The sequence below is a fragment of the Actinoplanes sp. NPDC049599 genome (genome assembly GCF_044465625.1).
Classification (GTDB): Bacteria; Actinomycetota; Actinomycetes; order Mycobacteriales; family Micromonosporaceae; genus Actinoplanes.
On sequence record NZ_JBITLX010000007.1, the window covers coordinates 262,206 to 289,031 of the forward strand.

24 protein-coding genes are annotated in these 26,826 nt (G+C 72.8%); 13 read left to right on the forward strand and 11 right to left on the reverse strand.

Annotated elements, in window-relative coordinates; all coding sequences use genetic code 11:
- The first annotated feature begins 14 nt into the window (after positions 1-14).
- Entirely contained in the window at positions 15-1,310 is a 1,296-nt protein-coding gene (locus ACIBQZ_RS16100) for an MFS transporter (RefSeq protein WP_396089387.1), read from the forward strand.
- Here ACIBQZ_RS16100 and ACIBQZ_RS16105 read toward each other — a convergent pair.
- From ACIBQZ_RS16105 to ACIBQZ_RS16125, 5 genes are read right to left on the reverse strand one after another with little or no spacing between them, the layout of a single operon-like run.
- Entirely contained in the window at positions 1,274-1,906 is a 633-nt protein-coding gene (locus ACIBQZ_RS16105; RefSeq protein ID WP_396089388.1) for a hypothetical protein, read from the reverse strand. The genes ACIBQZ_RS16100 and ACIBQZ_RS16105 overlap by 37 nt on opposite strands.
- 29 nt (positions 1,907-1,935) lie before the next feature.
- Positions 1,936-3,204: a cytochrome P450 gene (locus ACIBQZ_RS16110; RefSeq protein ID WP_396089389.1), complete on the reverse strand. Its 1,269-nt coding sequence runs from the start codon at positions 3,202-3,204 to the stop codon at positions 1,936-1,938.
- The gene (locus ACIBQZ_RS16115) at positions 3,197-4,432 is read right to left on the reverse strand and encodes a RimK family alpha-L-glutamate ligase (protein ID WP_396089390.1); all 1,236 of its coding nucleotides are present in this window, start codon (positions 4,430-4,432) and stop codon (positions 3,197-3,199) included. The genes ACIBQZ_RS16110 and ACIBQZ_RS16115 overlap by 8 nt, the downstream gene beginning before the upstream one ends.
- A 12-nt stretch (positions 4,433-4,444) precedes the next feature.
- Complete coding sequence (locus ACIBQZ_RS16120) at positions 4,445-5,470, reverse strand: alpha/beta hydrolase (RefSeq protein WP_396089391.1); 1,026 nt, start codon at positions 5,468-5,470, stop codon at positions 4,445-4,447.
- Positions 5,471-5,511: 41 nt separating this feature from the next.
- Positions 5,512-5,847 carry an STAS domain-containing protein gene (locus tag ACIBQZ_RS16125; RefSeq protein WP_396089392.1) on the reverse strand — a complete coding sequence of 112 codons (336 nt, stop codon included), beginning with the start codon at positions 5,845-5,847 and terminating at the stop codon, positions 5,512-5,514.
- A gap of 342 nt (positions 5,848-6,189) precedes the next feature.
- Here ACIBQZ_RS16125 and ACIBQZ_RS16130 point away from each other — a divergent pair, with 342 nt between their 5' ends.
- From ACIBQZ_RS16130 to ACIBQZ_RS16140, 3 genes are all read left to right on the forward strand, one after another.
- Positions 6,190-7,677 (forward strand): amino acid permease, encoded by a 1,488-nt coding sequence (locus ACIBQZ_RS16130; RefSeq protein WP_396089393.1) that lies wholly within the window; start codon positions 6,190-6,192, stop codon positions 7,675-7,677.
- Entirely contained in the window at positions 7,674-8,555 is an 882-nt protein-coding gene (locus ACIBQZ_RS16135) for a universal stress protein (RefSeq protein ID WP_396089394.1), read from the forward strand. Before ACIBQZ_RS16130 ends, ACIBQZ_RS16135 begins: the two co-directional genes overlap by 4 nt.
- A 70-nt stretch (positions 8,556-8,625) precedes the next feature.
- Positions 8,626-9,255 carry a hypothetical protein gene (locus ACIBQZ_RS16140; protein ID WP_396089395.1) on the forward strand — a complete coding sequence of 210 codons (630 nt, stop codon included), beginning with the start codon at positions 8,626-8,628 and terminating at the stop codon, positions 9,253-9,255.
- Here the strand turns inward: ACIBQZ_RS16140 and ACIBQZ_RS16145 are convergent.
- From ACIBQZ_RS16145 to ACIBQZ_RS16170, 6 genes are all read right to left on the reverse strand, one after another.
- A complete protein-coding gene (locus ACIBQZ_RS16145) occupies positions 9,240-10,226 on the reverse strand; it encodes a serine/threonine-protein kinase (RefSeq protein ID WP_396089499.1) in 987 nt (328 codons plus the stop codon). The two genes, ACIBQZ_RS16140 and ACIBQZ_RS16145, sit on opposite strands and share 16 nt — an antisense overlap.
- A gap of 94 nt (positions 10,227-10,320) precedes the next feature.
- On the reverse strand, positions 10,321-11,190 hold the full coding sequence (locus ACIBQZ_RS16150; RefSeq protein WP_396089396.1) for a hypothetical protein: 870 nt from the start codon (positions 11,188-11,190) through the stop codon (positions 10,321-10,323).
- 2 nt (positions 11,191-11,192) lie between these two features.
- The gene (locus ACIBQZ_RS16155; protein WP_396089397.1) at positions 11,193-11,612 is read right to left on the reverse strand and encodes an S-adenosylmethionine decarboxylase; all 420 of its coding nucleotides are present in this window, start codon (positions 11,610-11,612) and stop codon (positions 11,193-11,195) included.
- A gap of 742 nt (positions 11,613-12,354) precedes the next feature.
- On the reverse strand, positions 12,355-12,825 hold the full coding sequence (locus ACIBQZ_RS16160; protein ID WP_396089398.1) for a hypothetical protein: 471 nt from the start codon (positions 12,823-12,825) through the stop codon (positions 12,355-12,357).
- Complete coding sequence (locus tag ACIBQZ_RS16165; protein WP_396089399.1) at positions 12,744-13,916, reverse strand: sulfotransferase domain-containing protein; 1,173 nt, start codon at positions 13,914-13,916, stop codon at positions 12,744-12,746. Before ACIBQZ_RS16165 ends, ACIBQZ_RS16160 begins: the two co-directional genes overlap by 82 nt.
- Before the next feature lie 96 nt (positions 13,917-14,012).
- Positions 14,013-14,333, reverse strand: coding sequence for a helix-turn-helix transcriptional regulator (locus tag ACIBQZ_RS16170; RefSeq protein ID WP_396089400.1), 321 nt, complete (start codon positions 14,331-14,333; stop codon positions 14,013-14,015).
- A 296-nt stretch (positions 14,334-14,629) separates the two neighbouring features.
- On the opposite strand from ACIBQZ_RS16170, the gene ACIBQZ_RS16175 reads away from it, so the two are divergent.
- The 9 genes from ACIBQZ_RS16175 (at position 14,630) to ACIBQZ_RS16215 (ending at position 26,818) form a co-directional block, all read left to right on the forward strand.
- Positions 14,630-15,601 carry a TerC family protein gene (locus tag ACIBQZ_RS16175; protein WP_396089401.1) on the forward strand — a complete coding sequence of 324 codons (972 nt, stop codon included), beginning with the start codon at positions 14,630-14,632 and terminating at the stop codon, positions 15,599-15,601.
- Between the two features lie 65 nt (positions 15,602-15,666).
- Positions 15,667-16,125 carry a hypothetical protein gene (locus tag ACIBQZ_RS16180; protein WP_396089402.1) on the forward strand — a complete coding sequence of 153 codons (459 nt, stop codon included), beginning with the start codon at positions 15,667-15,669 and terminating at the stop codon, positions 16,123-16,125.
- A gap of 41 nt (positions 16,126-16,166) precedes the next feature.
- A complete protein-coding gene (locus ACIBQZ_RS16185; protein ID WP_396089403.1) occupies positions 16,167-17,264 on the forward strand; it encodes a hypothetical protein in 1,098 nt (365 codons plus the stop codon).
- A gap of 1,278 nt (positions 17,265-18,542) precedes the next feature.
- Positions 18,543-19,469, forward strand: a complete 927-nt coding sequence (locus tag ACIBQZ_RS16190; RefSeq protein ID WP_396089404.1) for a glycosyltransferase family 2 protein — start codon at positions 18,543-18,545, stop codon at positions 19,467-19,469.
- A 51-nt stretch (positions 19,470-19,520) separates the two neighbouring features.
- Positions 19,521-20,477 carry a glycosyltransferase family 2 protein gene (locus tag ACIBQZ_RS16195; RefSeq protein WP_396089405.1) on the forward strand — a complete coding sequence of 319 codons (957 nt, stop codon included), beginning with the start codon at positions 19,521-19,523 and terminating at the stop codon, positions 20,475-20,477.
- Positions 20,474-21,865 (forward strand): glycosyltransferase, encoded by a 1,392-nt coding sequence (locus tag ACIBQZ_RS16200; protein ID WP_396089406.1) that lies wholly within the window; start codon positions 20,474-20,476, stop codon positions 21,863-21,865. The genes ACIBQZ_RS16195 and ACIBQZ_RS16200 overlap by 4 nt, the downstream gene beginning before the upstream one ends.
- Positions 21,866-22,670: 805 nt before the next feature.
- Entirely contained in the window at positions 22,671-24,950 is a 2,280-nt protein-coding gene (locus ACIBQZ_RS16205) for a hypothetical protein (RefSeq protein WP_396089407.1), read from the forward strand.
- Between the two features lie 8 nt (positions 24,951-24,958).
- On the forward strand, positions 24,959-25,849 hold the full coding sequence (locus ACIBQZ_RS16210) for a hypothetical protein (protein ID WP_396089408.1): 891 nt from the start codon (positions 24,959-24,961) through the stop codon (positions 25,847-25,849).
- A 99-nt stretch (positions 25,850-25,948) separates the two neighbouring features.
- Entirely contained in the window at positions 25,949-26,818 is an 870-nt protein-coding gene (locus ACIBQZ_RS16215) for a bifunctional 5,10-methylenetetrahydrofolate dehydrogenase/5,10-methenyltetrahydrofolate cyclohydrolase (RefSeq protein ID WP_396089409.1), read from the forward strand.
- Positions 26,819-26,826: the final 8 nt, after the last annotated feature.

Consider the following 26,826-nt stretch of genomic DNA (forward strand, 5'->3'; position numbering starts at 1 on the left):
GCCACGATGGCCCCGTGAATCCGCCGCCGCCCGACGCCGCCGCCCCACCCCCGCCACCCCGGGACGCGCCCCCGGCCACCAAGCCGGCCGCGGTGCCCGTGGTGGGGGCCGCGGTGCTGCTGCTGGCGTATCTCGCGTTCATCAGCCTCGGCCTGCCCGACGGCCTGCTCGGTGTCGGCTGGCCGTCGATCGCCGGTGAGTTCCGGGTCGGCACGGACGCCGTCGGGCTTCTGCTGTTCGCCGGTACGGCCGGCTACCTGGTCTCCAGTGTCGCCGCCGGGTTCAGCATCGCCCGGCTCGGGGTGGGCCGGCTGCTCGCCGGCAGCACCGCGCTGGCCGGTCTCGCGCTGGCCGGTTACGCGATCTCGCCCGGCTTCGCGTTCCTGGTGCCCTGCGCCCTGATCGCCGGCTTCGGCGGTGGCGCGATCGACGCCGGCCTGAACGCCTACGCGGCCGGTGCGTTCGGGCCGAAGCACATGAACTGGATGCACGCCTTCTTCGGTCTCGGCGTCGCCATCGGACCGTTGATCATGACGGCGGTGCTCAGCGGCGGGCTGTCCTGGCACTGGGGGTACGGCATCGTCGCCTCCGGGCAGGCGCTGCTGGCCTTGGCGTTCATCGTCACGGCTCGTTCCTGGGCCCGGCACGGCGCCCGGCAGCCGGCGACCGGCCCGGGCGAGCCGGCACCCGCGGCGACCCGGATCGCGGCGACTCTGGTGATCCCGGCGGTGTGGCTCAGCGCCGCCGCCTTCGCCGTCTACGTGGCGCTGGAGATCACCGCCGGGCTGTGGGCGTTCCTCTATCTGACCAACGGGCGCGGGGTGAGCGCGGCGGTCGCCGGGGTGTGCGTGTCGGCGTACTGGGCGAGCCTGTTCGCCGGGCGGGTGGTGCAGGGCTTTGTCGTCGAGCGGGTCGGCACCACCCGGATCCTGGTCGGCAGCCTGCTCGGACTCGTGACCGGCTCGGTCCTGGTGGCGGTGCCGGGACCGGGCTGGCCGGCGGTGGCCGGCCTGATGGTCATCGGCTTCGCGGCGGCGCCGGTGTTCCCGCTGCTCACCCTGACGACCAAGGACCGGGTCGGCGCGGCACACGCCGACCGGACGATCGGTGTCCAGATCGGCGCGTCCGGGCTCGGCGGGGCGCTGATTCCGGCCGGCGTCGGCGTGCTCATCGACCGCCTGGGCGAACAGGTGCTCGGCCCGTGCCTGATCGTGCTGTCGCTCGTGCTCCTGGGCCTGTACGCGGCGACCCGCCGCCGCCCGCCCGCGCCGGCTCAGTCCCCGCCGTCGGCGGCGCCGGAATCGGCGTAGTCACCGACCCCGTCGGCCGACGGTCCGGAACCCCGGGACCAGCCGTGCGCCGGTCTCCTGTGCGGGTGGCGCAGACGCCGTTCACCCAGCCGGTCGTGCAGGTGGACGCGGTACAGCACGACGCCGCCGAAGCCGGCCAGGCAGACGGCGAGCAGTGCCGCGAACAACACCGGCAGCGGCAGGGCTTTCACCCGGTCCGGCCAGGCGTTGACCGCCACCACGACCATGATGTGGGCGACCAGGATGCCGCCGGCGTAGCCGAAGAAGCCGAGTTCCGCGGCGGCTTGCCGGTAGCCGACCCGGTGTCGCGGGCGGCGGGGCTCGGGATGCGGCGCCCGGGACCGCTTGCGCTGTCGTCCGTCCGGGCCGCGACGCGCCAGGAAGATCTTCCGCACTGCGTACCCGGAGAGGAGCAGCAGCCCGACGGTGATCGGGATGCCCGGCGCCACGCCGAGCAGCGCGGACGGCAGCACCAGGACCACCGCCAGCAGGTCGCCGGCCAGCACGCACCCGACGACCAGCGGCAGGCCGCGGAGCAGACCCCGCAGCGCCCCGGTCAGCACCGCCGCTCCCGCGCCGGCCCGCAGGCTCACCATATCGACCAGCATAGGCGGGCCGGCCGGTCTCAGCGCTGCGCGGACAGCGCCCGGGCGCCCGAGCGCACCGGCAGGCGGATCGGCCCGCGCACGATGCTGGAGCTGCGCCGGCGCAACGGACCGGCTCGGCGCAGGTGCGGCATCCGCTCGGCCAGCCGCCGCAGCGCCACCTCCGCCTCCAGCCGGGCCAGCGGCTGCCCCACGCAGTAGTGGATGCCGCTGGAGAACGCCAGGTGGTCCGCCGTCTGCACCCGGGAGATGTCGAACGTGTCCGGGTCGGTGAACACCGCCGGGTCACGGTTTGCCGCGCCGATCAGCGTCACCACGAACTGGCCGCGGCGCACCAGGTGGCCGTCGAGCGCCACGTCCTCCAGCGCGCAGCGGGCCGTCCGCTGCACCGGCGGGTCGTACCGCAGCGTCTCCTCGACCGCCGCGGCGGCCAGGCCGGCCGGGTCCGCGCAGAGCGCCGCCCACTGCTCCGGGTGGTCGAGCAGTGCGTTGACCGCGTTGCCCACCAGGTTGACCGTGGTCTCGAAGCCCGCGACCAGCAGCAGGTTGCACATCGGGACCATCTCGCGGGACTGGATCCGGTCGCCCTCGGCCGCCACGATCCGGCTCACCAGGTCGTCCGCCGGCTCGCGGCGGCGCAGCTCGAACAGGCGCTGAAAGAGCGCGCGCAGGTCCCGGTCGGCGGCCTGCAGGCGGGCCGCGTGGGACAGCGAGTGGATGCCGTCCAGCGCGCTGCCGATGACGGTGCCGTACCGGGCGAAGCGGTCCGCGTCGGCGTCCGGGACGCCCAGCAGATCGGTGATCACCGTGATCGGCAGCGGCGCCGCGTACGCGGAGACCAGGTCGAACTCCCCCGCCGCCGCGGCCCGGTCGAGCAGCTGGTCGACCGTGCGCTCGATCCGGGGCCGGTAGCCGGTCATCTGCTTCGGGCTGAACGCGGGCTGGGCCAGCCGCCGCAGCCGGGTGTGGTCCGGCGGGTCCATGTCCAGGAAGGACATGTCGAACTCGTCGGCGGTGTTCGGCGCGGCCGTCAGCTCGGCGGCGCGCACGCCGAAGCGCCGGTCCCGCAGCACGGTGTTGCAGAGCTGGTGGCTGGTGGTCACCCAGTTGCCGATCCGGGTCGGCCCGAAGCGGGGCATGCCGCGGTAGATCGCGTACGGGTCGTCGCGGCCCGGCCGCAGGTGCAGCAGCGACATCGGGTCGCGCCGCAGGTAACCGTGGTACGCGTAACCGAGCCGGCTGCTGTACAGCGACGTGGCGAACGAGACGGCGCGCCCGAGATCAGCCATGGTCGCGCAGCCAGGCGTCGATGAGCCCGGTGAAGTGGCCCAGGAACCGTTCGTGCTCGTGCGGCGGGTACATCGAGCGGACCGTCTCGCGCAGCAGCGAGCGGAACTCCTCCGAGCCCACCCAGTCGGCGACCATCTTGTCGACGTGGCTGAGGTGCTGGGCGCAGAACTCCTCGTACCGGTCGATCTCGAAGTAGTCGTCGGCGAGCCGGCGGTAGCGGGCGAGCTTCTGCTCGTAGCCCAGGCCGGGGTCGTCGGCGATGACGAAGTACTCGGCGGTGTCGGTGTCCAGCCGGGGCTTGCGGCCGGTCACGACGCAGTAGACGGTCCAGCGCAGCAGCGCCGACATCGCCCACGGGAAGTAGTAGTGCAGCGAGGTCACCGCGACGTCCGGGCAGGCGTTCGCGTAGTCGATCGGGTGCACCTCGGTGCCCTTGATCAGCGACTCGCAGCTGTTGAACTCCCACCGGAAGAACGCGTTGACCAGCCGGGAGATCGTCACCACCTCGTCGCCGACCGCGGCGCTGAGGAAGCTGTGGTCGACCGCGTACCGCTCGTGCATTCCCAGCTCGGGGCGGAACTTCATCACCATGGTCTCGGGGCCGATGGTCAGCGAGCGGGCGAAGACGTCGTAGTCCTCGACGGCCGCCTGCAGGTGCATGAGCCGCTCCCCCGAGGCGTCGTACGCCGCGTGCAGCTCGGCCACGTTACGGATCTTGGAGACGCCGACCCAGGCGCCGCCGTCGTACGGCTTCATGTACATCGGATAGCCCACGGACTCGGCCAGCGCCTCCAGGTCGAACGGCTGGTTGTACCGCGCCGAGGTGTACGCCCACCGGGAGTTGTCCAGCGGGTTCTTGAACGGCACCAGCACGGTCTCCGGCACCTTGAGCCCGAGCCGCAGCATCGCGCAGTAGGCCGCGTGCTTCTCCATCGACTGGAAGGTGAACGGGCTGTTCAGCAGGTACACGTCGTCCATCAGCGCGATCTTCTTGAGCCACTCGCGGGGGTGGTAGTACCAGTAGGCCAGCCGGTCGATGACCAGGTCGTGCTGCGGCGAGTCACGCAGGTTGAACGGCTCGATGGTGACCCGCACGCTGCGGGTGCGGTGGGTGCGGCCCTGCGCGTCGGTGACCACGCCGACGCGGCGCAGCAACGCCTCGTACGCCCGCGGCCAGTCGTCCTCGGTGCCCAGCAGCAGTCCGATGGTGTGCTCGACGTCGGCCATTGGCGCCTCCCGTTAAAGGAACACTGTCCGCAGCAGCGTGGTCAGGTGCGGGTCGAGGGCGTCGCGCCAGCCGGTCCAGTTGTGCGCGTCGGGGACCTCGGTGAAGCTGACGGGGTAGCCGTGCCGGCCCAGGGCCTCCGCCATGTCCCGATTGTTCGCCAGGTTCTCCTCCACCGCACCACAGGTGATCACGGTGGGCACCGGCCCGGGCAGGGCGGGCGCGCGCAGCACCCGGCCGGTGAACCGGACGATCCGCAGGTACCGCCGGAAGCCGGACTCCTGCCGGTCGTGGCGCGGCTGGAAGAAGCTGCCGGACAGCAGGAACAGGCCGGCGAACTGCTCCGGGTGGCGGCGCTGGGCGTGCAGCATGGCCAGCGCGCCGAGGCTGGCGCCGGCGCCGAGCACCGGGCGGTCGGTGCCCAGCTCGGCGGCGAGTTTGGGCAGCACGTCGCGCGACAGCGCCCGGGCGTACGCGGGACTGGCCGAATACCACTCGAAGCGCTCGCCGGGCGGCAGCAGCACCAGGTGGTACGGCGGCACCCGGCCCGCACCGATCATCGCCGCGGTGTACCGGCCCAGTTCGCCGTACCGGTGGAAGTCGGGCCCGTCGTGGGCGACCAGCACCCGGTCGGTGGCGGTGTCCGGTGACCAGACCCGGGCCACCATCTCGCCGCGCACGCTGGGCAGCGGCAGGTAGACGTCGCGCCATCCGCCCGCGGCCACCGGCAGGTGCAGCCAGTCGGGCTCGCGGTAGTCGGGGCACCACAGCACCGAGACGTCGCCGCTGCGGCGCGGGTTGTCCGGGTCGGCGACGGTCTCGGTGCTGCCGTCGCGGTGGCCGAGCTCCAGCTGGTACTCGATGCGGTGCACGGGTGGCCGGGGCAGCCGCAGCTGCCAGGTGCGGGTCTCGTCGTCGTAGCCGAAGTCGCCGCGCGCGACGCCGCTGCGCAGCCGGACCGAGACCAGCCGACGTTCATGATCTTGGAGGCGGAAGCAGATCTCGGCGGTGCCGCACCACGCCCCGACCGCCGGTTCCATGACGGCACCATAACCGGCGGACGGCCCGCCCGGCAGGACTCTCAGGGGGTGTATGTCTGCGGGCCCGGCGTCGCCGACGGCAGCCCGAACATCTCCGCCAGGCCGGTGATCCGCAGCTGGCGGTGCACGAACTCGCTGGGGTTGCGCAACATGAAGCGGGTGCCCGTCTCGCGGGCCGCGTTGTGCCCGGAGACCAGCGCGCCGACGCCCATCGAGTCCATGAACGTCACGAAGGTCAGATCGACGATCATCGTCAGCGGACGCTCGGCGTGCAGCGTGCTCACCAGCGCATGGCGCAGGGCGTCGACGGTGGCCGCGTCCAGCGACCCGCGCACGTCGACCACGATCGCGCCGTCCGCCTGACGCCGTGTGGTCATCACGGCCTCGCCCATGCTTGCGACCTCCGCACCCGGTTGCCCGTGGGCCCACGCTACAACGCCCGCGGTTCACCCCGCAGGCTGCCGGACGTTTCCGTGACCTGGGCGGACACCGAGTGCGCCCGGCAGGTCACCCACCGCGAGCCGCTTTCAGCAAGTGCAGCGGGCAAACTCGTCACATCATGCAGATCATCTTGCGGTTTCCGCAGGTGAACGGCCACGGTGACAGCGGTGGCCGGCGCTGCTGGCGGGCGTCGCGGCCACGGCAGGGGCGCGGCCGGGCGGGGTCCACGCAGGCGGAACTCCCCGCGGCCGCCGAGGCATGTGGAGGGTGGGCCCAGCATGGTCACAGGCGCGAACCGAAGGCCGGGAATCTTCGCGATCCGCGACGTCCGATCGCTCGTCTCCGAGACCGCCGAGGAAGGCCACGGGCTCAAGAAGGCCGTCGGCGCCACCCAGCTGACCGCCATGGGCGTCGGCGCCATCATCGGCACCGGCATCTTCGTGGTGATCGGCGAGGGCGCCGGGGTGGCCGGCCCGGCGGTCATCCTGTCCTTCGTGCTCGCCGCGGTGGCCTGCGCGTTCTCCGCGCTGTCCTACGCCGAGCTGGCCTCGTCCATCCCGGTCTCCGGCAGCGCCTACACCTACACCTACGCCACGCTGGGCGAGATCGTCGCGTGGATCATCGGCTGGGACCTGATCCTGGAGTACGGGGTGTCGGTCGCCGCGATCGCGGTCGGCTGGGGCGGCAACCTCAACGCGTTCCTGGACTCGGCGTTCGGGGTGGCCCTGCCGGACGCGATCTCGAAGTCACCGGAGGACGGCGGCGTCTTCAACCTGCCGGCCGTGTTCATCGTGCTGGCGATCACCGCGCTGCTGGTGCGCGGGGTGACCGAGAGCGCCCGGGTCAACCTGGTGATGGTCGGCGTCAAGCTCACCGTGCTGCTGTTCTTCATCGTGGTGGCGCTGGTCAACTTCGGCACCGGCAACTTCCAGCCGTTCGCCCCGGACGGCGTCGACGGGGTGACCGCGGCCGCGGCGATCATCTTCTTCGCGTACATCGGCTTCGACGCGGTCTCCACCGGCAGCGAGGAGGCCCGCAACCCGGCCAAGGACCTGCCCCTGGCGATCATCGGGTCGTTGATCATCTGCACGATCTTCTACGTGCTGACCGCGGTCGGCGCGATCGGCATCGCCAGCCCGGCACAGCTCGAGGCCAGCGACGCCCCGCTGGCGGCGGCCCTGGACGAGGGCGCCGGGATCAGCTGGGCGGCGTCCATCCTGGCGCTGGGCGCGGTCGTGGCGATCACCAGCGTGGTGCTGGTCATCCTGTACGGCCAGACCCGGATCTTCTTCGCCATGTGCCGCGACGGCCTGCTGCCGCAGCGCTTCGCGAGGGTCAACGAGCGGTACGGCACCCCGGCCCGGCTCACCGTCGGCCTCGGCGTGCTGATCTCGATCCTGGCCGCGCTGGTGCCGCTCTCCGAGATCGTCAAGCTGGTCAACATCGGCACGCTGTTCGCGTTCGTGCTGGTCAACATCGGTGTGATCATCCTGCGCCGGACCCGGCCGGAGATGCCCCGGCCGTACCGGGTGCCGTGGTCGCCGGTGCTGCCGATCCTCGGTGTGCTCTTCGCCGTCTACCTGATGTCGGACCTGCCGCTGAGCACCTGGATCCGGTTCGTGGTCTGGCTGGCGCTCGGCCTGGCCATCTATTTCCTGTACGGCTACCGCCATTCCCGGCTGCGCGCCCCGGACACCGGCGGCACGGGCACCCCGAGCTGGGCCCGGGACAGCACGCCGGAGACCCCGCCCGAGGAGCAGCGGTGACCGCCCCGGCGAACCCCCCGGTGATCATCGGGGTGGACGGCGGGCCCTCCGCCGCGGACGCGCTGGCGCTCGGCCGGTGGGCGGCCCGGACGCTGGGCACCCCGCTGGTGGTGGCCGTGGTGCACCCGGCGCCCTCCGCGATCGGCTCCGGCCGGGTGGACGCCGAGTGGGTGGCCGACCGGCACCGGGCCGCCGAGGCGGTGCTGGACCAGGCCCGCGCCGCGCTCGCCGGCGACCCCGCGGAGGTCACCTACCGGGTGGTCGCCTCGTCCTCGGCGGCGCACGGGCTGCACGACCTCGCCGAGGAGCTGGCGGCGGAGGCGATCGTGGTCGGCTCCGGCTGGGCCGGACCGCAGCGCCGGCTCTTCGCCGGCAGCACCGCGGAACGGTTGCTGGCCGGCAGCGTGTGCCCGGTCGCGGTGGCCCCGGCCGGGATGGAGACCCCGCCGGGCACGGTGGGCCGGATCGGCGTCGCGTACGTGGACACCCCGGACGGCCGCGCCGCGCTCACGATGGCGGCCCGGATGGCCGAACGCACCGGCGGCCCGTTGCGGCTCTACACGGTCGTCTCGGAGGCCGACGCCCCGCTGCCGTTCCTGGTCGGCCGGGACGCCGAGCACGCGTTCCTGGAGACCGCCAGGGAGACCTACGAGCTGTCGCTGCGGCGGGCGGCGGAATCCGTCGGCGCCTGCGACGCGGACTGGGTGATCCTCACCGGCGACGTGGTCGAGGCACTGGCCGAGGTGACCGAGGTCGACCTGCTGTTCTGCGGCTCGCGCGGCTACGGGCCGGCCCGGCGGGTGCTGCTCGGCGGGGTCTCGTCGCGGCTGGTGCGGCGGGCCCGCCGGCCGGTCGTGGTGGTCCCGCGCAGCGGCTGACCGGGCTCCGGGGCCGACCGCGACCGGGTTCCGCTGGGCGGCGCGGCCCCGCACCTGGCATGCTGCGGCGGTGCGCGCCCTTCCGGACGACCAGCCCTGGGTCTTCGACCTGGTCTCGCCCGTCGCTGCCCGGCGCGCGGCGGCCCTGGCCCGGCACACCGCGCTGCTGGCCGAGGCGACGGTGTCGCGCGAGCGCGCCAACGACATCTGGGCCCGCGAGGGCTGGAGCCGGGCCGCCGAGAACACCGTCCAGCGCCGGCTGGACCGGACCCTGCGCGGCCTGGTGAGTGCCTTCGTCCAGGCCGAGGACCCGGCGGTACGGGCGCACTACGCCCCGTACGCGGTGCTGTTCCTGCGCTGGGAGGACCGGTACCTGCCGGAGCTAAGGGCGTCCTGGACCCACTCGCCGTGGACCACCAAGGAGCTCGTGCTGCGCGACCTGACCCGGGGCGGGGTGCCCGAGGAGCAGGAGGCCGCGCTCGCCGAGTTGATCGTGGGGGCGCTGGAACGGCCGTACCGGTGCAAGGACTGGGCGTACGCCGGGCTGCTGCGGCACGTCGGTCACGTACCGGCGATCGAGCGGATCGCGGAGCTGGACGACGACCGGGCCCGCTTCGCCCGGCACGTGCTGGCGCACCCCGGGCTCACCATCACCCGGTTCAGCTATCAGCGCTGGCTGGCGGCTCAGCCGGCGCGGTGACGCCCGGGCCGCTCGGCCAGGTAGCTGGTGTCGGCCTCGTCGGCCGGCAGGGCCATGCTCGTCGGCGCCTCGGCCGCGCGCTCGTCCCAGGCCGAGACCGGCGACTGCCGCGGCATGACCGCGCCGACGTCCATCAGCGGCACGTACACCCGGGCGTCCACGGCCTCGGCCAGCAGCAGCGCCGCGACCAGCGCGGTGGGCCGTTCCGCCGGGTCCCGGTGCAGGCAGCGCGAGCAGAGGTCGAGCACCTCCGGCGCCATCCCCTCGATCGGCGGCAGCGGGTCCGGGTCGCGCCGGCGCTGGGCCTGGACCAGCTCGGTGTGACTGCTCGCCTGCCAGGGCAGCCGGCCGGAGAGGCAGTGGTAGAGCAGCACGCCCAGGGAGTACATGTCGGACGCCGGGGTGGCCGGCAGGCCCTCGAAGCGTTCCGGGGCCACGTACGCCGGGGTGCCCATGACCGGGCCGTCGGGGTCGGGGTCGTGGCTGCCCACGGCGGCCGCGATGCCGAAGTCGAGGACCTTGGCGCCGGCCGGGGTGAGCATGATGTTCGCCGGCTTGATGTCGCGGTGCACGACCTGCTCGGCGTGCGCGGCGGCCAGCGCGGCGGCCACCTCGGCGCAGATCCGGACGGCGATGCGCCAGTCGAACAGCCCGGCGCCCAGATGCTCGCTGAGCGTCTGCCCGTCGACGAGCTCCATGACGATGTACGGCACCTCGCGCCCCGGCGAGGAGGACGTGCCGAAGTCGTGCACGCCGGCGACGTTCGGGTGGGCGAGCCGGGCGGCCGAGCGGGCCTCGGTGCGGACCAGGTCGACGCCGTTGCTCCCGCCCAGCGTGCCCTCGACCGCGGGGGCCATGATCTTCACCGCGACCGGCCGATCCAGCACCTGGTCGTGCCCACGCCATACTTCGGACATTCCGCCAATACCGATCCGCTGCTGGAGCTGATACCGCCCGCCCAGCGTCCGCATTGCCGCCCCCTGTTCCGTCACCGCGAGATCAATGCTCTCGTGGCTGCAGGCCAGGTACCCGAGCCCGCACCGGGGCAAACGCGCCGCACCGGCGTCAGCCGATCGGGTCGAGCCGGAACACGCCCTGCTCACCGGGCACCACGACGATGTGGTCGTCGACGTCGGCGCCCGTACCGATGCGGTGCGACACCCCGGCCGCGACCCGGCGGGTCAGCAGCTTGCGCAGCCCGCCGCGGCGCAGGGTGGCCAGGCCGGGCCGCGCCGCCCGGCGCATCCGCGCGGCCTGCTCGCGCACGGCCTGCTCGATCGCCGGGAAGTCCATGTGGACGGCGCGGTTCTCCGCCGAACCCAGGTATTCGAACGGCCCGGAGCCGGCCAGCGTGCGCATCGGCACCCCGATCAGCCCGAGGTTGCGGTAGGCGCCCCGGTCGAGCATCGACACCGCGTGCCGGACGCCGTGCCGCCGGCCCAGGACCAGGAAGGTGCGGTAGATCATCGTGCTGACCAGCAGCGCGGATCGGCCGCCGCGGTACTCCGGCAGCACCGCGAGGGTGGCGCAGTCCCAGACCTTGCCGCCGGTCATGCCGTGCGCGGCCAGGATGGTGGCGACGTCGGCGCCGATGTGCTGCGGGGCGTCGTCGACGGTCTTGGTGCCGGGGCCGCGGCTCTCGATCATCCGGGCCACGCCGGCCGGCATCCCGCGCCGGCGGTCGATCACCACGAAGAACAGGCTGGTCGCCTCGTACGGGCCGTACTCGGCGGCCATCACCGTGGCGTCGTTGCCGAACGACTCGGTGAAGACCTGCTTCTCCAGGGCCCGGCCCACCGCGGCCAGCTCGCTGTCCGGCCCGACGACCGCCGTCACGAACCGGCCGTCCGTGGGGTGCGCGGCCAGGAACTCCGCGGTGATCCGCCGGACCTCGGCGGGGGCGAGGTCGTAGCGTGCGGTCGCCGGCGACGTCATGCTCAGAACTCCTTCGCGACGATCTCGGTGGTCCGGAAGTACTCCTCGGTGAACGCGAGGACGGTCTTCGGGTCGAACGCCTTGCAGGTGTAGATGTCGACGCTGAAGAACGAGATCGGCCGCTCCCACGAGTAGAAGTGCGCGCCGGAGGTCTCCCAGTGGATCCAGCCGGCCCAGCCGTACAGGTCGCTGACGTGGGTGACCGGGTCGATGATCGTGATCATGTCGGTCACGTCCGAGAGCTTCTTCAGATAGTCCTTGATGTGCTCATCGGTGATCACGAACGTCGGGTACCCCTCGACGACCATGCGCTGGCGGGTGATGGTCGGGGCGAGGTCCTTGAAGTCCAGCATGTCGGCGGTGCCTTCCGGGTGCGGGGAAACGGGAGCGGGCGGGGTGCTCACCACGAGGGCGCGGTGCACGGCCGGAGCCGTACGGGCTGCTGCGGTTCGCGGCCCTTCACTGAGGGTGACCGCGAATCATCACGCTTCGTGGTGACCGGGGGCGCGGTGAGCGGCATGTCGGATCCTTCGTCGTGGTAGATGCGGAGCGTATGCGGCTTTTGGGGGAGAAGCCTGACTCGCTCGCTTCTGTCACTAAATCTAGCTCAACGCTACGCAGGGTCAACTGACCGCGGAGCCAGCGTGCCGTTGACCGATCAGCCACCCCGACCCGGCCGGACGGGCGAGGGCGTGCCACACCCACCACTACAGGCATATCCCGTCGCATCAATATCGCCCAGCGAGGCAGATCACGGCGCGATCGGGAAGAAGGGGCCGAGGAGTACCCCGGACGGCCCTGGCCAGCGGTGACCAGCACGGAGCTCCGATGTCCGACTAGTCGCAGTGGTACGGATCACCCGCAATGCGGCTACGCTGCGTAATCCCCAGGGTGCAGGACGGTTATATCGCCGGCGTTCGGCGGGCGTCAGCACTCACCGTAGTCAGAAATGCACAGATGATGACGCAGCGAAGGGGCGTCCGGAAACAGAAACGGCGGAGCCCGTCCTCGTGGGACGGGCTCCGCCATGAACGGTCTCCCGGTCGTGATCCGCCGGTGATGGTGGCAGGCCCCGGAGACCGGGCGTTATGAAGATCGACGCTAGGGCAGGTCGATCACGATAGGTGAGCCGGGCCCGGCGTTGGTGACCCGGCTCTCACGCCGTCAGGAGGCGAGCTCGGTGCGCAGGTCGTGGGCCCCGTCGGCGCGGGTGGCCTCGTAGTAGATGCGCTGCCGGCCGTCCGGCATGGTCACCAGGCTCAGGTAGCGCAACCCGTTCGGGGCGTGCGGGCTGCCGACGGGCTCACCGTCCTCTGCGGTCAGTTCACCGAAGCTGCCGTCGGGTAGGCGGACGCCCCGGGCCGTGCCGGTGCGCTCCTCCCAGTTCTCCGCCGCGGTCGCCCGGCCGTCGTACGCCACGACGATGGTGTCACCGTCGACGGCCACCGAAGAGACCCGCACGCCGCGCGCGTCCCACCGGCCCGGGCGGCCGGTCAGCGCCGTGCCACGCCAGGTCCAGTGCACGCCGTCGGGGCTGGTCGCGTACTCGGTGGTCATCCGGTCGGCGTCGGCCCAGGACTCCAGCGGGTGCACCGAGGCCCAGAGGTGCCAGCCGTGCTCGTCGTGGTGCAGCACCGGATCCTTGACCCCGACGGTCTCGTCGCCGGCGAGCACCGTGCGGGGCATGGCGGTGGCCAGGCCCTCCGGCGACTCGGCGCCGAGGCCCTCCTTGCCGATCTCGGCCACCACGGTGAAGTGCAGACCGTCGGCCGAGCGCGCGACGACATTGGCGATCCCGCGCCCGGCACCGAGCGGCAGGCGCAACCGGTACGCGAGATAGACCTCACCGTCCGCAACGATCGAGGACGGCGCGCCCGCCCATGCCCCCGGCTCGGCACCGGGCGGCTCGACCACCACCGTGGCGTCTTCCCAGCGAGGCAGGGGGAGAGATCCTGCAGCAGCGCGATGTCGTCGACGAACAACGGCAGCAGCGCGGCACGCTCCTCCGGTGTGGTCACCGGCCGGGCGCCCCGCTTGCGGTGCAGCAAGGTCAGGATCGGGCCGCGAGCGGCCAACCGCAGCGGTACGGGGAACCGGTGCCCGACCTGCCCGCCGGCCCGGAGCAGCCCGCGCAGCACCCGGTTGACGCCGTTGTCCTCGACGACGTGCCGGTTCACGTTCTCCTTGGGGATCTGCCGCAGCACGCCGGTCGGCACGCCGAGGAAGTCACAGACCCGGTCCAGGGTGGCGGCGGGCGCGTCCTTGAGCTCGCGGTAGCGCAGCAGCAGCACCTGCTCACGGGGGAAGACCTTGTAGAGGTGCTGCACCTGGCGGCCGTACAGGCCGAGGCCGACGTAGTGCCAGAAGCCGGCCCAGCCGTCCGCCCGCCGCTGCTCCTCGGCGCGGCAGGCGGTGCGAAAGTCGGCCTCCGGCTCCAGGCCCGCGTTCCACAGGTGTGTCCAGTTGGAATGGGCCCGGTCCACCGGGTCACGGAGCAGAAGAATGAGCTTGGCGTCCGGCACCAGCGCCTGGATGCGGTCGTGCGCGTCGAGGTCGTACAGGTAAAAAGGGGTGGCCTCGCCCCGCAGGGTGCCGGGCGACGCGGGGGCGAAGAGCGCCTCGTAGTCGGCGCGGCGCCAGACGTGCTCCTGGTAGGTCTGCACGTCGCCGGGGCCGCCGGTCGCGGGTGGCGGGCCGTCGGAGAGGAAGAACTTCGGCTCCTTCACCCGGGAGAGGTAGAGCTGCGGATGCCGGACCAGGGCGGCGTGCAGGGCGGTGGTACCGCTGCCGCCGAGCGGGCCGGCGTCCGGTCGCCCCGATGGTCAGGTGTGCGACGAGTCGGTGAACAGGTTGAGCAGATCGCCGATGCTGTGGTCGGCCTCGGCCGGGTGCCGGAACCGGCCGGCCGGGTTGACCGTGTACTGGTTGCGGCGCCCGACGCGTTCGCGCTGCAGGTAGCCGGCCGCTTCGAGGTCGGCGACGATGGCCTGGGCGGCGCGCTCGGTGATGCCCACGGCCTCGGCGACGTCCCGCAGCCGGACGGTCGGCTCCCGGGCGATGGCCAGCAGCACGTGGGCATGGTTGGTCAGGAACGTCCATTCCTTGGCCCCGTGAGCCGATCTGGCCTGAGCTGCCTGAGACACGTGATCACCATCTCCGCGGACGACCGGGCGTATACCGCCCCACAATCTACGCACACCAAGACACGAAAACAGCATCGTCTTTTCGCGCCGGACCCTCTTGACATACGAAGCGCACTTCGTGAATCATTGTACGTAGTTCGAGGGGGAGTACCCGACGCACCACGCGCCGCCGTCAGTACGGACCCGGCAGATCCGGGTCTCGGCGGCGCAGCCACCTTCGCCGGTGGCCCGGGGAGACCTTCGTCCAGCAGCGCCGGCCCGCCGCCACGGGCTCGGCTGGGCGAAAGGTCTCCCCGTTGTCTGTTTCCTGGTGGGTCTGGGCCGTGCTGATGCTGGCCATCGCGGCGATGCTCGCGGTCGACCTGTTCCTGCACCGTGACAACCACGTCATCGGCTTCCGCGAAGCCGCGCTCTGGTCCGGGATCTGGATCGCCGCCGGTCTGCTGTTCGGCGTGATCCTGTGGGCGCGGCAGGGCGGCGACATCGCCGGCACCTACTACGCCGGCTACCTCATCGAGAAGGCCCTGTCGATCGACAACGTCTTCGTGTTCGCGCTGATCTTCACCTACTTCGCCGTGCCGGCGTCCGTGCAGCACAAGGTTCTGTTCTGGGGCGTCATCGGCGCGTTGCTGTTCCGGCTGGTGTTCATCTTCGTCGGCGCGGAACTGCTGGAGACGTTCTTCTGGACCGCGTACCTGTTCGGCGCGTTCCTGATCTACACCGGCTACAAGATGGCGTTCCGCCACGACGAGCAGACCCCACCGGACCGCAACCCGGTCGTCCGCCTGGTCCGCAAGATCATCCCCACCGACGCCGGCTACCACGGTGACAGGTTCTTCACCCGCATCGACGGCAAACGCGTCGCGACCCTGCTGTTCGTGGTCCTGATCGCGGTGGAGGCCACCGATCTGATCTTCGCCATCGACAGTGTCGCGGCGATCCTGGCCATCACCACCAGCACCTTCATCGTCTGGACCGCCAACGCGTTCGCCATCCTCGGCCTGCGCAGCCTGTACTTCTGCCTGGCCGGGCTGCTGCGCCGCTTTGTGCACCTGCACTACGGCCTCGCCGTGCTGCTGGCCTTCGCCGGCGTCAAGCTCATCCTCTCCGAAACCCCGGTCGGCAAACTCCCGATCCCGGTCACCCTCGGGGTGATCGTGGTGACGATCGCGGTGTCGATCGTGTGGAGCCTGCGCAGCACCCGCGGCACCACCCCCGACGACGCCGGACCTGCGGCCCTGTCCGACACCACGGCATCCCGGAGCTGAGCGTCACCTCACCGTCACCAACCGGCCGCTCCCCCGATGCCGTACCGGAAGGAAGCGATCAGCTCATGACCAGCATTGTGGTTCGCCCGCACACCTATGACGTCGTCGGCCGCACCCGCGGATCCGGACCCGTGCTCGCCGTGCTCACCGACGCCCCTACCGACCTGATCGTGGCCGCGCACGCCGCTGACCTCGCTGCCCGCACCGGCACCCTGCTGATCGCCGCCGCGACCGTCCACACCACCGGGTGCAGCGTCAACGCGCTGCTGCACCACGCCCGCGACCGTCGCATCCGGACCAGAGGCATCGCCATCGTCGCCCGCGTCACGCCGATCCTGCACGCGGCCGCGGTCGCCTACTTCCGCTCCACCCTGCTCGTCCCGACCGGCACCGACACCGGGCGGCCCCTGCCGACCACCGCCGTCCACCGGCTCGTCGACAGATTCGGCGCCGTCACTGTCATCACCGCCCTGCCCCTGCACGACCCCACCGGCATCCTCAGGGCCGGCCCGCACCACGACTGAGTCCCAGCCACCGCCGAGCCGACAACGTGGAGGAACCCGCGATGCCCACCGCCACCGCATCAACTCCAGCCGCCGGGCAGATCACCGCCCTGCAACAGGTCCGCGAGTATCCGGCGATCAGCATCCTGCTGGCCACCACCCCCGCAGCGCAGCTCAGCCGCGCCGACGCGCTGCGCCTGGACGCGCTCAGCGCCCAGGCCGTCGACCGGGTTCGCGCCGAGCTGCAACCCGCCGCCGCGGCACCGGCCGTACGCCGGCTGCACGCACTCGTCGAGCAGGCCCGGCACGGGCCCGCCAGCCAATCGCTCGCCCTCTACGCATCCGCCGGCACCGACGCCCTCATCCGGCTGCCCATCGTGGTCCGCGACCGCGCCGTCGTGGACCCCACCTTCGCCACCCGCGACCTCGTACGATCCCTGCACCGCACCCCCCGGCACCTGGTCCTGGCCATCAACTCCGGCCACGCCCGGCTGTTCGACGCCGCCGGCGACACCTTGCTGCCCACCCCGTCCACGGCGTTTCCCCTGACTGCCGCACGACCGGACACCCGCAGCCGGGGACGCGCCGACCGGCCCACCCGCCCTGCCGGCGACGACATCGACTTCTACCGCCGTGTCGATGCCGCTCTCGGCACCTACCTCCGGCTGCACCCGGCTCCCCTGGTCCTGGTCGGCAGCGAACGCGTCACCGCTGCGTTCCGCCGCATCTCCACCAACTGCACCCGCCTCGCCGGCACCGTGCCCGGCAACCTCACCCATGCCGACCTCAGCCAGCTGACCACCCGCATCCGCACGGTCCTCGACGCCTACCTGCACCGCCGCCAGCAAGAAGCCCTCGCCCTCATCGACCAGCGCGCCATCGCCGGTCGCGTCGCCTCGGGCATGCCCGCCGCGTGGCTCGCCGCCCGCACCGGCCGCCCGGAGGTGCTCGCCGTCGACGAATCGCTGTTCTTCCCGGCCCGGCTGTCCGACGACGGCGACACCCTCATCCCCGCCGATGACGTCGACCACCCCGACGTCATCGACGACGCCGTGGACGAACTCATCGAACTCGTCCTCAGCCGCGGCGGCTGGATCGCCTTCACCGACCCGGGCGCCCTCGACCACCACCACGGCGTCGCCCTCGCCACCCGCCGCTGATCTCGCCACGGTCGCGGTCGCAGGTCAACGCGGCGAACAGCTTTCCGCTGCGTCATCCGGGGTGCCACGCGACGCCGCACTCGGCTCCAGCGGGCTCTGACGAGCCTGCGGGCGTTCACCGTCGCGCGCCCGAGATCACGCAGCAACGCCCGTGACGGCTCATGCACCGCTGCTGGGAAACGCAGCCGCGGTGCATGAGCCGACCTTGAAGCGGCGCGGTCGGCGCCACCGCGACACACGATCGGTCATGGCCACGCCGTGGATGGCCGGCGCTGGTGAGGCACTCCGGGACACCATCCACCCGGCGCCCCGGCGCCCCGGCGCCCCGGCGGCGCCCCGGCGCCCCGGCGGCGCGGCGGCGCGGCGCCCCGGCGGTGCGGAGGCGAGCGACCCGCATTCGCCGATTCCCGCGACGACAGCCGGGCTTGCCGAAGGCGACAGCGCCGAGATACGGCCGAGCCGGCGGAGCTCAGCCGGACGGCAGCCAGGGGAAGCGAACTCACCCGTCCGGACCGCGGGCTGCGGGAGAGCCGACCGAGCCCGAGCCGGCAAGCCCGGGTCAGGCCTGGCGGTGCCACCAGCGGCGGCGGCGGTAGCGGGGGCAGACCTCCGGGCCGCAGAACGCGCAGTCCGTCCCGGTCCTGTGGTGTTCGTGGGCCGTCCGCTGATGGCCGCAGACACACACCGCTGTCTGCGGCTTCACCGGTTCACCCACGGTGTCGATGACCGTTCGGTCCGGCGCCGGGCCGGCGAGTTGCTCACGGTCACAACCTATCCATCGACCGCTTCCCCCGGCGCTCCGCCACGATTTCAACCGTCCTGCAACCAACAACTCACGCTCAGTGACACTACTCCAAGTGATTAGGATCACTCGGTGTTATCCGACATATAGATTTATACACCCTTTGCTGCGCGAGTGGTGCTCGCTCGGCGGGGAACGGCGTCGGCGTGCCTCTCTGGCGGCGAGTGTGCAGGGGTGTCCGTTACTGAGCGTGACTGCTGGGGCCTGTGGGTGATCTTGTTGCCCAAGTGAATAACCCCTGCTCATTCGATTGGTTGGGGTTCACCGCACGGGCATCGTCACCCTGGCCCTTTGGTTAGTTGACGCTACGTAGCGTGGCGCTAGATTTAGCGACAGAAGCGAGCGACTTGGGTTTCTGCCCCCGGAAACTGCCGAATACGTCGCAACTGCCGCCCCCAGAAGGGACCGACATGCAGCTTTCCAGCAGCTCGGGCAACACGCCGAGTAATGGGCAGTCGTCACCGACCGTAAGCGTTGTGATTCCCACCCTCAACGAGGAGCGGAACCTCCCGCACGTTTTCGCCAAACTGCCCGACGGCATCGACGAGGTGATCGTGGTCGACGGCGGCTCTGTCGACCGGACCGTCGCCGTGGCCCGTGAGCTGCGCCCGGACGTGGTGATCGTGCAGCAGACCCGTACCGGTAAGGGCAACGCCCTGGCCTGCGGCTTCGCCGCCTGCACCGGCGACATCATCGTGATGATCGACGCCGACGGGTCGACCGACCCGGCGGAGATCCCCAGCTTCGTGGCCGAGCTCGTCGCCGGCGCCGACTTCGTCAAGGGCTCGCGGTTCGACAAGGGCGGGCACAGCCACGACATCACCCCGCTGCGCAAGCTCGGCAACGACGGCCTCAACCTGGTGGTGAACGTCCTGTTCGGGACCCGGTTCACCGACCTCTGCTACGGCTACAACGCCTTCTGGCGCCGGGTCGTGCCGACCCTGGCCCTGCCGGACCCGGCGCTGCCGCGGCGCACCGACGGCGCCAAGCTCTGGGGCGACGGGTTCGAGATCGAGACCATGATCAACATCCGGGCCGCGGCCGACGGGATGAAGGTCGGCGAGGTCGGCAGCATCGAGCACGCCCGGATCCACGGGCAGAGCAACTTGAACACCTTCCGGGACGGCTTCCGGGTGCTGCGCACCATCTTCAGCGAGTACGGCCGGATGCGCCGTCAGCGCCGCACCGGCAGCCTGGGCAACGGCGTCATCGTGCACCAGCACCCGACCGCCACGCCGCCGAACACCCCGCCGATGCACGCGCTGAACAAGGTCGTCAACCGGGCGCCCGCCGCCGGCATCACCGCGGCCGGCGACCCCCGCCAGCACGTCGCGCACCTCAACCGCGGCCTGCGCCGCGACGACGTCCGGGCCATGCAGTCCCGCTCCACCCGCGAGGACTGAGCCCCTCCCCCGGCAGTCCCCGCCCCCGCCACCCGCCCGAGGAGCACCAGCGTGGAATCCACCCCCCGTCCCGCCGTCAGCATCGTCATCCCGACCCACAGCGAGCAGCGCTGGCCCGCCCTGGTGCGCACCATCGCCTCGGCCCGGTCGCAGTCGTACGCCCCCGCCGAGATCGTCGTCGTGGTCGACCACAACCCGGCGCTGTTCCGCCGGGCCCGGCGCGACCTGGCCGGCGTCACCGTGCTGGAGAACCTCTACACCCAGGGTGTCTCCGGCAACCGCAACACCGGCGCGTTCCACACCAGCACCTCGCTGATCGCGTTCCTGGACGACGACACGGTGGCCTGCCCCGAATGGCTGGAGCAGCTGGTCAAGCCGCTCGCCGCGGACCCGGCCGTGGTCGGCGCCGGCGGCGGCATCAACCCGGCCTGGGAAGGTGCCCGGCCGACCTGGCTGCCGGAGGAGTTCCTCTGGGCGGTGGGCGGCTCGTACGCCGGGATGCCGACGACAACCGCACCGATCCGCAACGTGTGGTCGGCCAGCATGGTGGTGCGCCGCGACACGTTCCTGTCCGTCGGCGGGTTCCGCACCGGCTTCGGCAAGCTGGGCGCCCGGAACCGGCCCGAGGACACCGAGCTCTGCCTGCGGATGAGCGCGCTGGCCGGCGGCCACTGGATGTACGTGCCCGACGCGGTGATCCGCCACGAGGTGCCGGCGAGCCGGTCCACCTTCGGCTTCTTCCTGCGCCGCTGCTACGCCGAGGGGCGCGGCAAGGTCGCGATGGCCGGGCTGCTCGACGGTTCGCGGAGCCTCGGCTCGGAACGTGACTACCTGCGCTCGCTGCCCCGGGCCGTGCTGCGCAACCTCGTCGCCGCCACCCGCGGCCGGGGCGCCCACCACGCGCTCAAGGCCGGTGGCGTGCTGGCCGGCGTCGCCGCTGCCGGGGTCGGCGGGGTCGTCGAGACCGTCGCCGCCCGCCGCGCCGTCCCGGCCGGGGCCCTGCGATGACCGCCGGGGTGAACGGGGCCGGCGTCAACGGCAAGGTGTGGATCCCCGCGCAGCGCACCGACGAGATGATCACCGCGCCGCCGTTCGCGGCCGGTGGCGAGGCGCTGCCCGCGACCGTGCTCGACCTGGACCTGTCGGACCCGCTGCCCGCGGTCGCCGGGGTGGGACCGGACGGTCGCCGGGTGCTCCAGGCCTGGGTGCTGGTCCGGCTGTTCACCGAGCCGCTCGGGACCGTGCTCACCGACGTACCGGAGCAGGGGTTGCGGCCCGCCGAGCTGGCGGCCGCGATCGGTGCCGAGCTCGGCACCGTGCTGGCGCCCCGGCTCGCCGGGCTGGGGCTGTCCGCGCTGCCGATCGACGGCATCACCCCGGCCGCCGAGCCGGAGTTCCTGGCCCGCCGCCGGGCGGTGCTGGCCGACGCGCCGCCGATCACCGTCGTGGTCTGCACCCGGGAACGGCCCGGCGCGCTGGCCCGGTGCCTGGACAGCCTGCTCGCCCAGGCCTACCCGGACTTCCGCATCCTGGTCGTGGACAACGCGCCGGTGACCGACGCGACCGCCGAGGTGGTCCGCTCCGCGGCCCGCCGCGGGCCGGTGGAGTACCTGCGGGAGGCGCGCGCCGGGCTGTCCTTCGCCCGCAACGCCGCGGTCGCGGCGGCGCCGGGCGAGATCCTCGCCTGGATCGACGACGACGAGTACGCCGACGTCAACTGGCTGGCCGAGGTCGCCCGCGCGCTGGCCGAGCACCCGGAGGCCGACGTGGTCTCCGGCGTGATCGTGCCGGCCGAGCTGGAGACCCGGGCCCAGCTGTGGTTCGAGCAGTTCGGCGGGCACAGCAAGGGCCGCGGGTTCCGGCCGGACGTGTTCAGCCCGGCGACCGCGCACCGGCAGAGCCCGCTGTACCCGCTGCCGCCGTTCGGCACCGGGGCGAACATGACCTTCCGGCCGGGTGTCATCGAGCGCATCGGCGGCTGGGACACCGCGCTGGGCGCCGGCACCCCGGCGATGGGCTCCGAGGACACCCTGGCGTTCACCCAGGTGCTGGTCGGCGGCGGCACCATCGTCTACCAGCCGACCGCGGTGACCCACCACTACCACCGGCGCGACCTCGAGGGCCTGCACAAGCAGATGGTCGGCTACGGCGCCGGGCTGACCGCCGCCTACACCAGCCTGCTGCTCAAGCGGCCCGGCCTGCTCTGGCCGCTGCTCAAGCTGGCGCCGGGCGCGCTGCGCGACCTGACCAGCAAGGACAGCCTGCGGGTGTCGACGCTGCGCGAGGACTTCCCCCGCGAGCTGCTGACCGCGAACCGCCGGGGCATGCTGGCCGGCCCGCGCGCCTACCTGAAGGGCCGGCGGGCGGCCCGGGCGAAGGCGCGGAGCGGCCGCTGATCGTGGCGACTCAGCCGTTCCCCGGAAAGTTCCCCCCGCACCGGGCATTCTCGGTCAGGAGGGAGCACATGGGGCGATCGGTCGGACCAGCGTGCACCGCCCCGGCTCAACCGGCCGGGGCGGTCGCCGCATGCTGACCTCGCACCCCTCCCCCGAACCCGGCGAACCGGACGGCGGCCCGGTGCTGCGTCCCGCCACGCCGATGACGTCCATCCAGCAGTTCGAGTCCCCCGACGCGGAGGCCCAGCACATGGCGGACCAGCGCGCGGACGCACCCCACCAGCCCGGCGCCGACGCGCCGGCGCGGGGAACGGCCCGGGTCCGCCCGTCGACGCCGGCGGGGGCTGACGGGTCGGGGCGCGCGGCGGCGGACATCCAGACGACGTCGGGCGTGCCCAAGGTCGTGATCCCGGCAGCGACGGCGGCACCCGCCGATCCCGCGGCACCCGCCGATCCCGACGGGGACGGTGCTGACGCGGCCACAACGGTGATCGCGGGCGAGCCCGAGGCGGATCCCGCGCCCGAGGCCGCGCCCGAGCCCGCGCCCGAGGTCGAAACCGAGACCATGCCCGCTCCTGAAGCCGGGGCCGGGCCTGAAGCCGCGACCCAGGTGGTTTCGGCCGAGCCCGAGGCAGAGGGCGATGCGACCGGCGGTGAAACGGACATTGCGCAGGTGGGAGGCGGAAAGGCTACCGCCGACCCTCAAGCTCAGGTTGAGATTGATGCCCGGCCCGAGCGCGAACCTGAAGCTGAACCTGAGCCTGAGACCGGCGCCCGAACGGACCCGGAGACCGCCCAGGAGGCCGTGCCCGACGCGGAACCCGGGACCCCCGGCGAGCCGCCGCAGGCCACCGACCCCGACGCCACCGCGATCCTGACGCTCCCGACCGAAACCGAGGCCGAAACCGAGGGCGAGGCCGAAACCGGGGCCGAGACCGAGGACGGCGCCGACGACCGAGCCGGGGACGAAGCCGGGGCTGAGACCGAGGACGGGGCCGGCCACGGCCGTCCGGGTGTCGAGGACACGGTCGTGCTGGAACTGCCCGCCGCTTCCGTCGACGACACCGTCGTCATCTTCACCCGGTCGCCCGACGACACCGTGGTGATCCCCGCGGTCCCGGCCGCCACTGTCGCCCCGCCGACCGGTGTGGTCACCGCTGTCATCCCCGTGGTGCCCGGCCGGCGGGACGGCCGGCGTACCGAGGTCGCTGCCCCGCCCGATCCCGGCCGCACCCCCCGGCCGGCCCGGGCCCGGCGGGAGCCGCTTGATCTCGGTCACGCCCCCGCCGTGCTGACCATCTCCGCCCTGGGCGTGCTGATGGTCGCGCTGGCCTACGCCGGCGGGCGGGTGAGCACCGGCAACGCCCCGTTCGCGTACTGGGTGGGGCAGGTTGTGGTCTTCACGCCCGTGGTCGTCCGGCTGCTCAGCCGCCGGATGGCCGGGGTCGCCGAGTCGTTCCTGCTGGTCATGGGGCTGGCGCTGCACCAGTATCTGCTCAAGTGGATGTACAGCCCGGACCAGTTCCGGTTCCCCGACGAGCTGCAGCACTGGCTGGCCACGACGATCATCGTGGAGTCCGGCGAGCTGTTCCGGGCCAATCCGGCGCTGCCGCCGGCCGAGCACTTCCCCGGGCTGGCCGAGCTGGGCGCCGCGGTCGCTCAGCTGACCGGGCTGCCGGTGACCGCGGCCGGGGTCGTCGTCGCCGGGATCGCGCACCTGGTCTTCGTCGGCGTGCTGTTCGCGGTGGTGCTGCGGGCCAGCAACTCCCCGGCCGTCGCCGGGGTCGCCTGCGCCACCTACGCCACCGCGCTGCACTACCTGTTCTTCAACTCGATGTTCCTGTACCAGACCGCCGCGCTGCCGTTCTTCATGCTGGCCATCTGGGCGGTACGCCGGTGGCGGGCCGAGGGCGGCCGGATGTTCGCCGCGCTGGCCCTGGTGTCGATGGCGCTGACCACCGTCAGCCACCACGTGACCGCGCTGGCGCTGGTGGCGACGCTGCTCCTGCTCGGGGTCGCCGAGCTGGCCGTGGACCGGCCGCGCCGGTGGTCGGCGCTGGCCATGCCGGGCGCCGCCGCCGCGGTCGTGGCCGGGTGGATCGGGCTGGTCGCGACCGACGTGCTCGGGTACCTGGAGGCGCCGGTGGACCAGGTCGCGCGTACCGTCTCGCAGCTCTTGTCCGGGGAGAGCGACCCGGCCTCGGCGAGCGCGCCGGTCTCCCTCGGCCAGCTGGGGGTGCAGGGCGCCGGGCTGCTCGGGCTGCTGGTGCTCTATCTCGCGGTCACCCGGGACATGCTGCACCGCCGCGACCGGGACTGGTGGCGGTGGGCCGCGGTGGCCGGCGGCCTGGTGTTCTTCGCCGGCAACGGGGTGCGGTTCCTGGGCCAGAACGGCCCGGAGATCGCCGGGCGGCTGTCCACCTTCACCTACATCCCGATCTCCATCCTGGCCGCGATCGGCCTGGTCCGCGGGGTGCAGCTGATCCCGGCCCGGGACGCCGACGGGCACCGGTGGCGGGCCGCGGCCCCGGCCATCGACGTGGTGCTGCCGGGCAGCTGGAACCTGTACAGCCGGGTCGCGGCGGGCGCGGCGATGATCACCCTGCTGATGATCGGGGCGCGGGCCGGCGGGTGGCCGCCGATCGCCTCGCTGCTGCCCGGGCCGTACCTGGCCGGCGGGTACGAGCGCTCGGTCGACGCGTACGGGGTGGCGTCCGCCGACTGGCAGCGCACCGCGCTCGGCCCGGGCAACCGGGTCGGCGGCGACGCGACCTCGGTCTCGCTGGCCTCCACGTACGGCCGTCAGGACCCGGTGCGCGAGGTCGGCCCGCTGTACTACGCCGACGCCTGGGGGCTGGAGCAGGACGATCTCGTGCAGCGGGTGCACGTGCAGTACCTGGTGGTGGACCGGCGGCTGGGCACTCAGCTGCCGGAGAGCGGGGCGTACTTCGAGAGCGACCCGCGCTCCGGGCAGATCACCTCGCCGCTGACCGCCGGGCAGCTCGGCAAGTTCGACAGCCTGGCCGGCGTCGACCGGCTGTACGACAACGGCACCGTCCGCATCTACCGGACGGGGGTCCAATGAGCGCCCTGATGTCGCGTGTCCTCGCCGCGCTGGCGGTCGCCGCCGGAGCCGCCGTGCTCCTCGCGCCGCGGCCGTTCGCCATCGCGGGCGGCCTGCTGCTCGGGTTCGTGCTGCCCGGGATGGCGCTGCTGGGCGTGCTGTTCCGGCGCCGGACGCTGACCGCCGTGGAGCGCACCGTGCTCACCCCCGCGCTGAGCATGGGCGTGCTCATCGTCGCCGGGCTGGGCATCCACGCGGTGGGCCTGCGGATCGACCGGCTCGCCTGGACCGTGGCCACCGTCGGCGTGACGCTGGGTGGCGTCGTCGCGGCGCGGCTGCTGCGCCGCCGGACCCCGGTCGCCGCCGTGGCCGCGGCGCCGCGGCGACCGGTCGGCGAGCGGCCGGCCCGGATGGAGGTCGGCGAGAATCCGCCCGGGATGGCGGAGGCGCACACGGTGGTGATGTCGATCGTGCCGGTCGCGGCGCCGGCCGAGGACGAGCAGCGGGGCACCGCCGAGGAGCGGGCCCGCAGGCGCCGGCTGCTCCGGCAGTTCCTGCCGCTGGTGCTGGTCGCGGCGGTGCTCGGCGGGGCGAGTTGGCTGTCCTTCGACACCTCCCGGGCGACGCACGACACCGTGGTCACCGCGCTGTCGGCCACGCCGTCGGGCCCGGTGGGCTCCGACGGCAACCGCACCGTACGGGTGACGGCGACCGGGCTGCTGGCCGCCGACGGGCCGTACTCGGTCAGCGTGGCCGGCGCGGCCGGGACCACCACGGTCCGGCGCACCGTCGCGGTGACCGGCGACGGCACCTGGAGCGAGGAGCTGAGCATGCCGGGCGCGCAGCGGATGACCGTCAACCTCTACCGGTCGGAGGACACCACCGCCTACCGGACGCTGTTCATCAGCGCCGTAGACTGAGCCGGACACGCGACTGGCGGCATCAAGGATGGGGACCACCATCGGGGAGCTCGCCGTGGGGGCCGTCCGCCTGGGTGCCCACGCCGGAGTGGAAGCTGTATGTCCGTAGAGCATGAAGCAAGGCTGCTGCCCGGCAAGCCGGTGGCCGACGAGGTCCTGGCCGACGTCGCGCAGCGTGTGGCGAAGCTGCGCGAGGGCGGGGTCCAGCCGTCGCTGGCCACCGTGCTGGTCGGCGACGACGACGCCAGCGCCGGCTACATCCGGATCAAGCAGAAGCAGGCCGCCGAGCTGGGCTTCGTCTCGCCGCACGTGCACCTGGGCGCGGACGCCACCCAGGACGACCTGCTGCGCGCGATCGACGGGCTGAACGCCGACCCGGCCGTGCACGCGCTGCTGATCCAGTATCCGCCGCCGGCACACATCGACTACGACGCGGCGCTGCTGACCGTCGACCCGGACAAGGACGTCGACGGCATGCACCCGCTGAACCTGGGCCGGCTCTCGGTGGGCCTGCCCGGGCCGCGGCCGTGCACGCCGGCGGGCATCGAGGCGCTGCTGGCGTTCCACAACGTGCCGGTCGCCGGCCGTGAGGTGGTCATCCTGGGCCGGGGCGCGACCATCGGCCGCCCGCTGGCGATGATGCTGTCGCAGAAGCGCCCGACCGCGAACGCCGCGGTGACGGTCGTGCACACCGGCGTGCCGGACTGGGAGCGCTACACCCGGCGCGCCGAGATCCTGATCGCCGCGGTGGGCGTGCCCGGCATCATCCAGCCGGAGCACGTGCGGCCGGGCGCGACGGTGATCGGCGCCGGGGTGCGGTACGAGGGCCGGCGGCTGCTGCCGGACGTGGCCGAGGAGGTCGCGCAGGTGGCCGGCGCGATCACGCCGCGGGTCGGCGGGGTCGGCCCGACCACGGTGGCGATGCTGTTCCGCAACGCGATCGAGGCCGCGGAGAAGGCCGCCCGCTGACGTCGGCG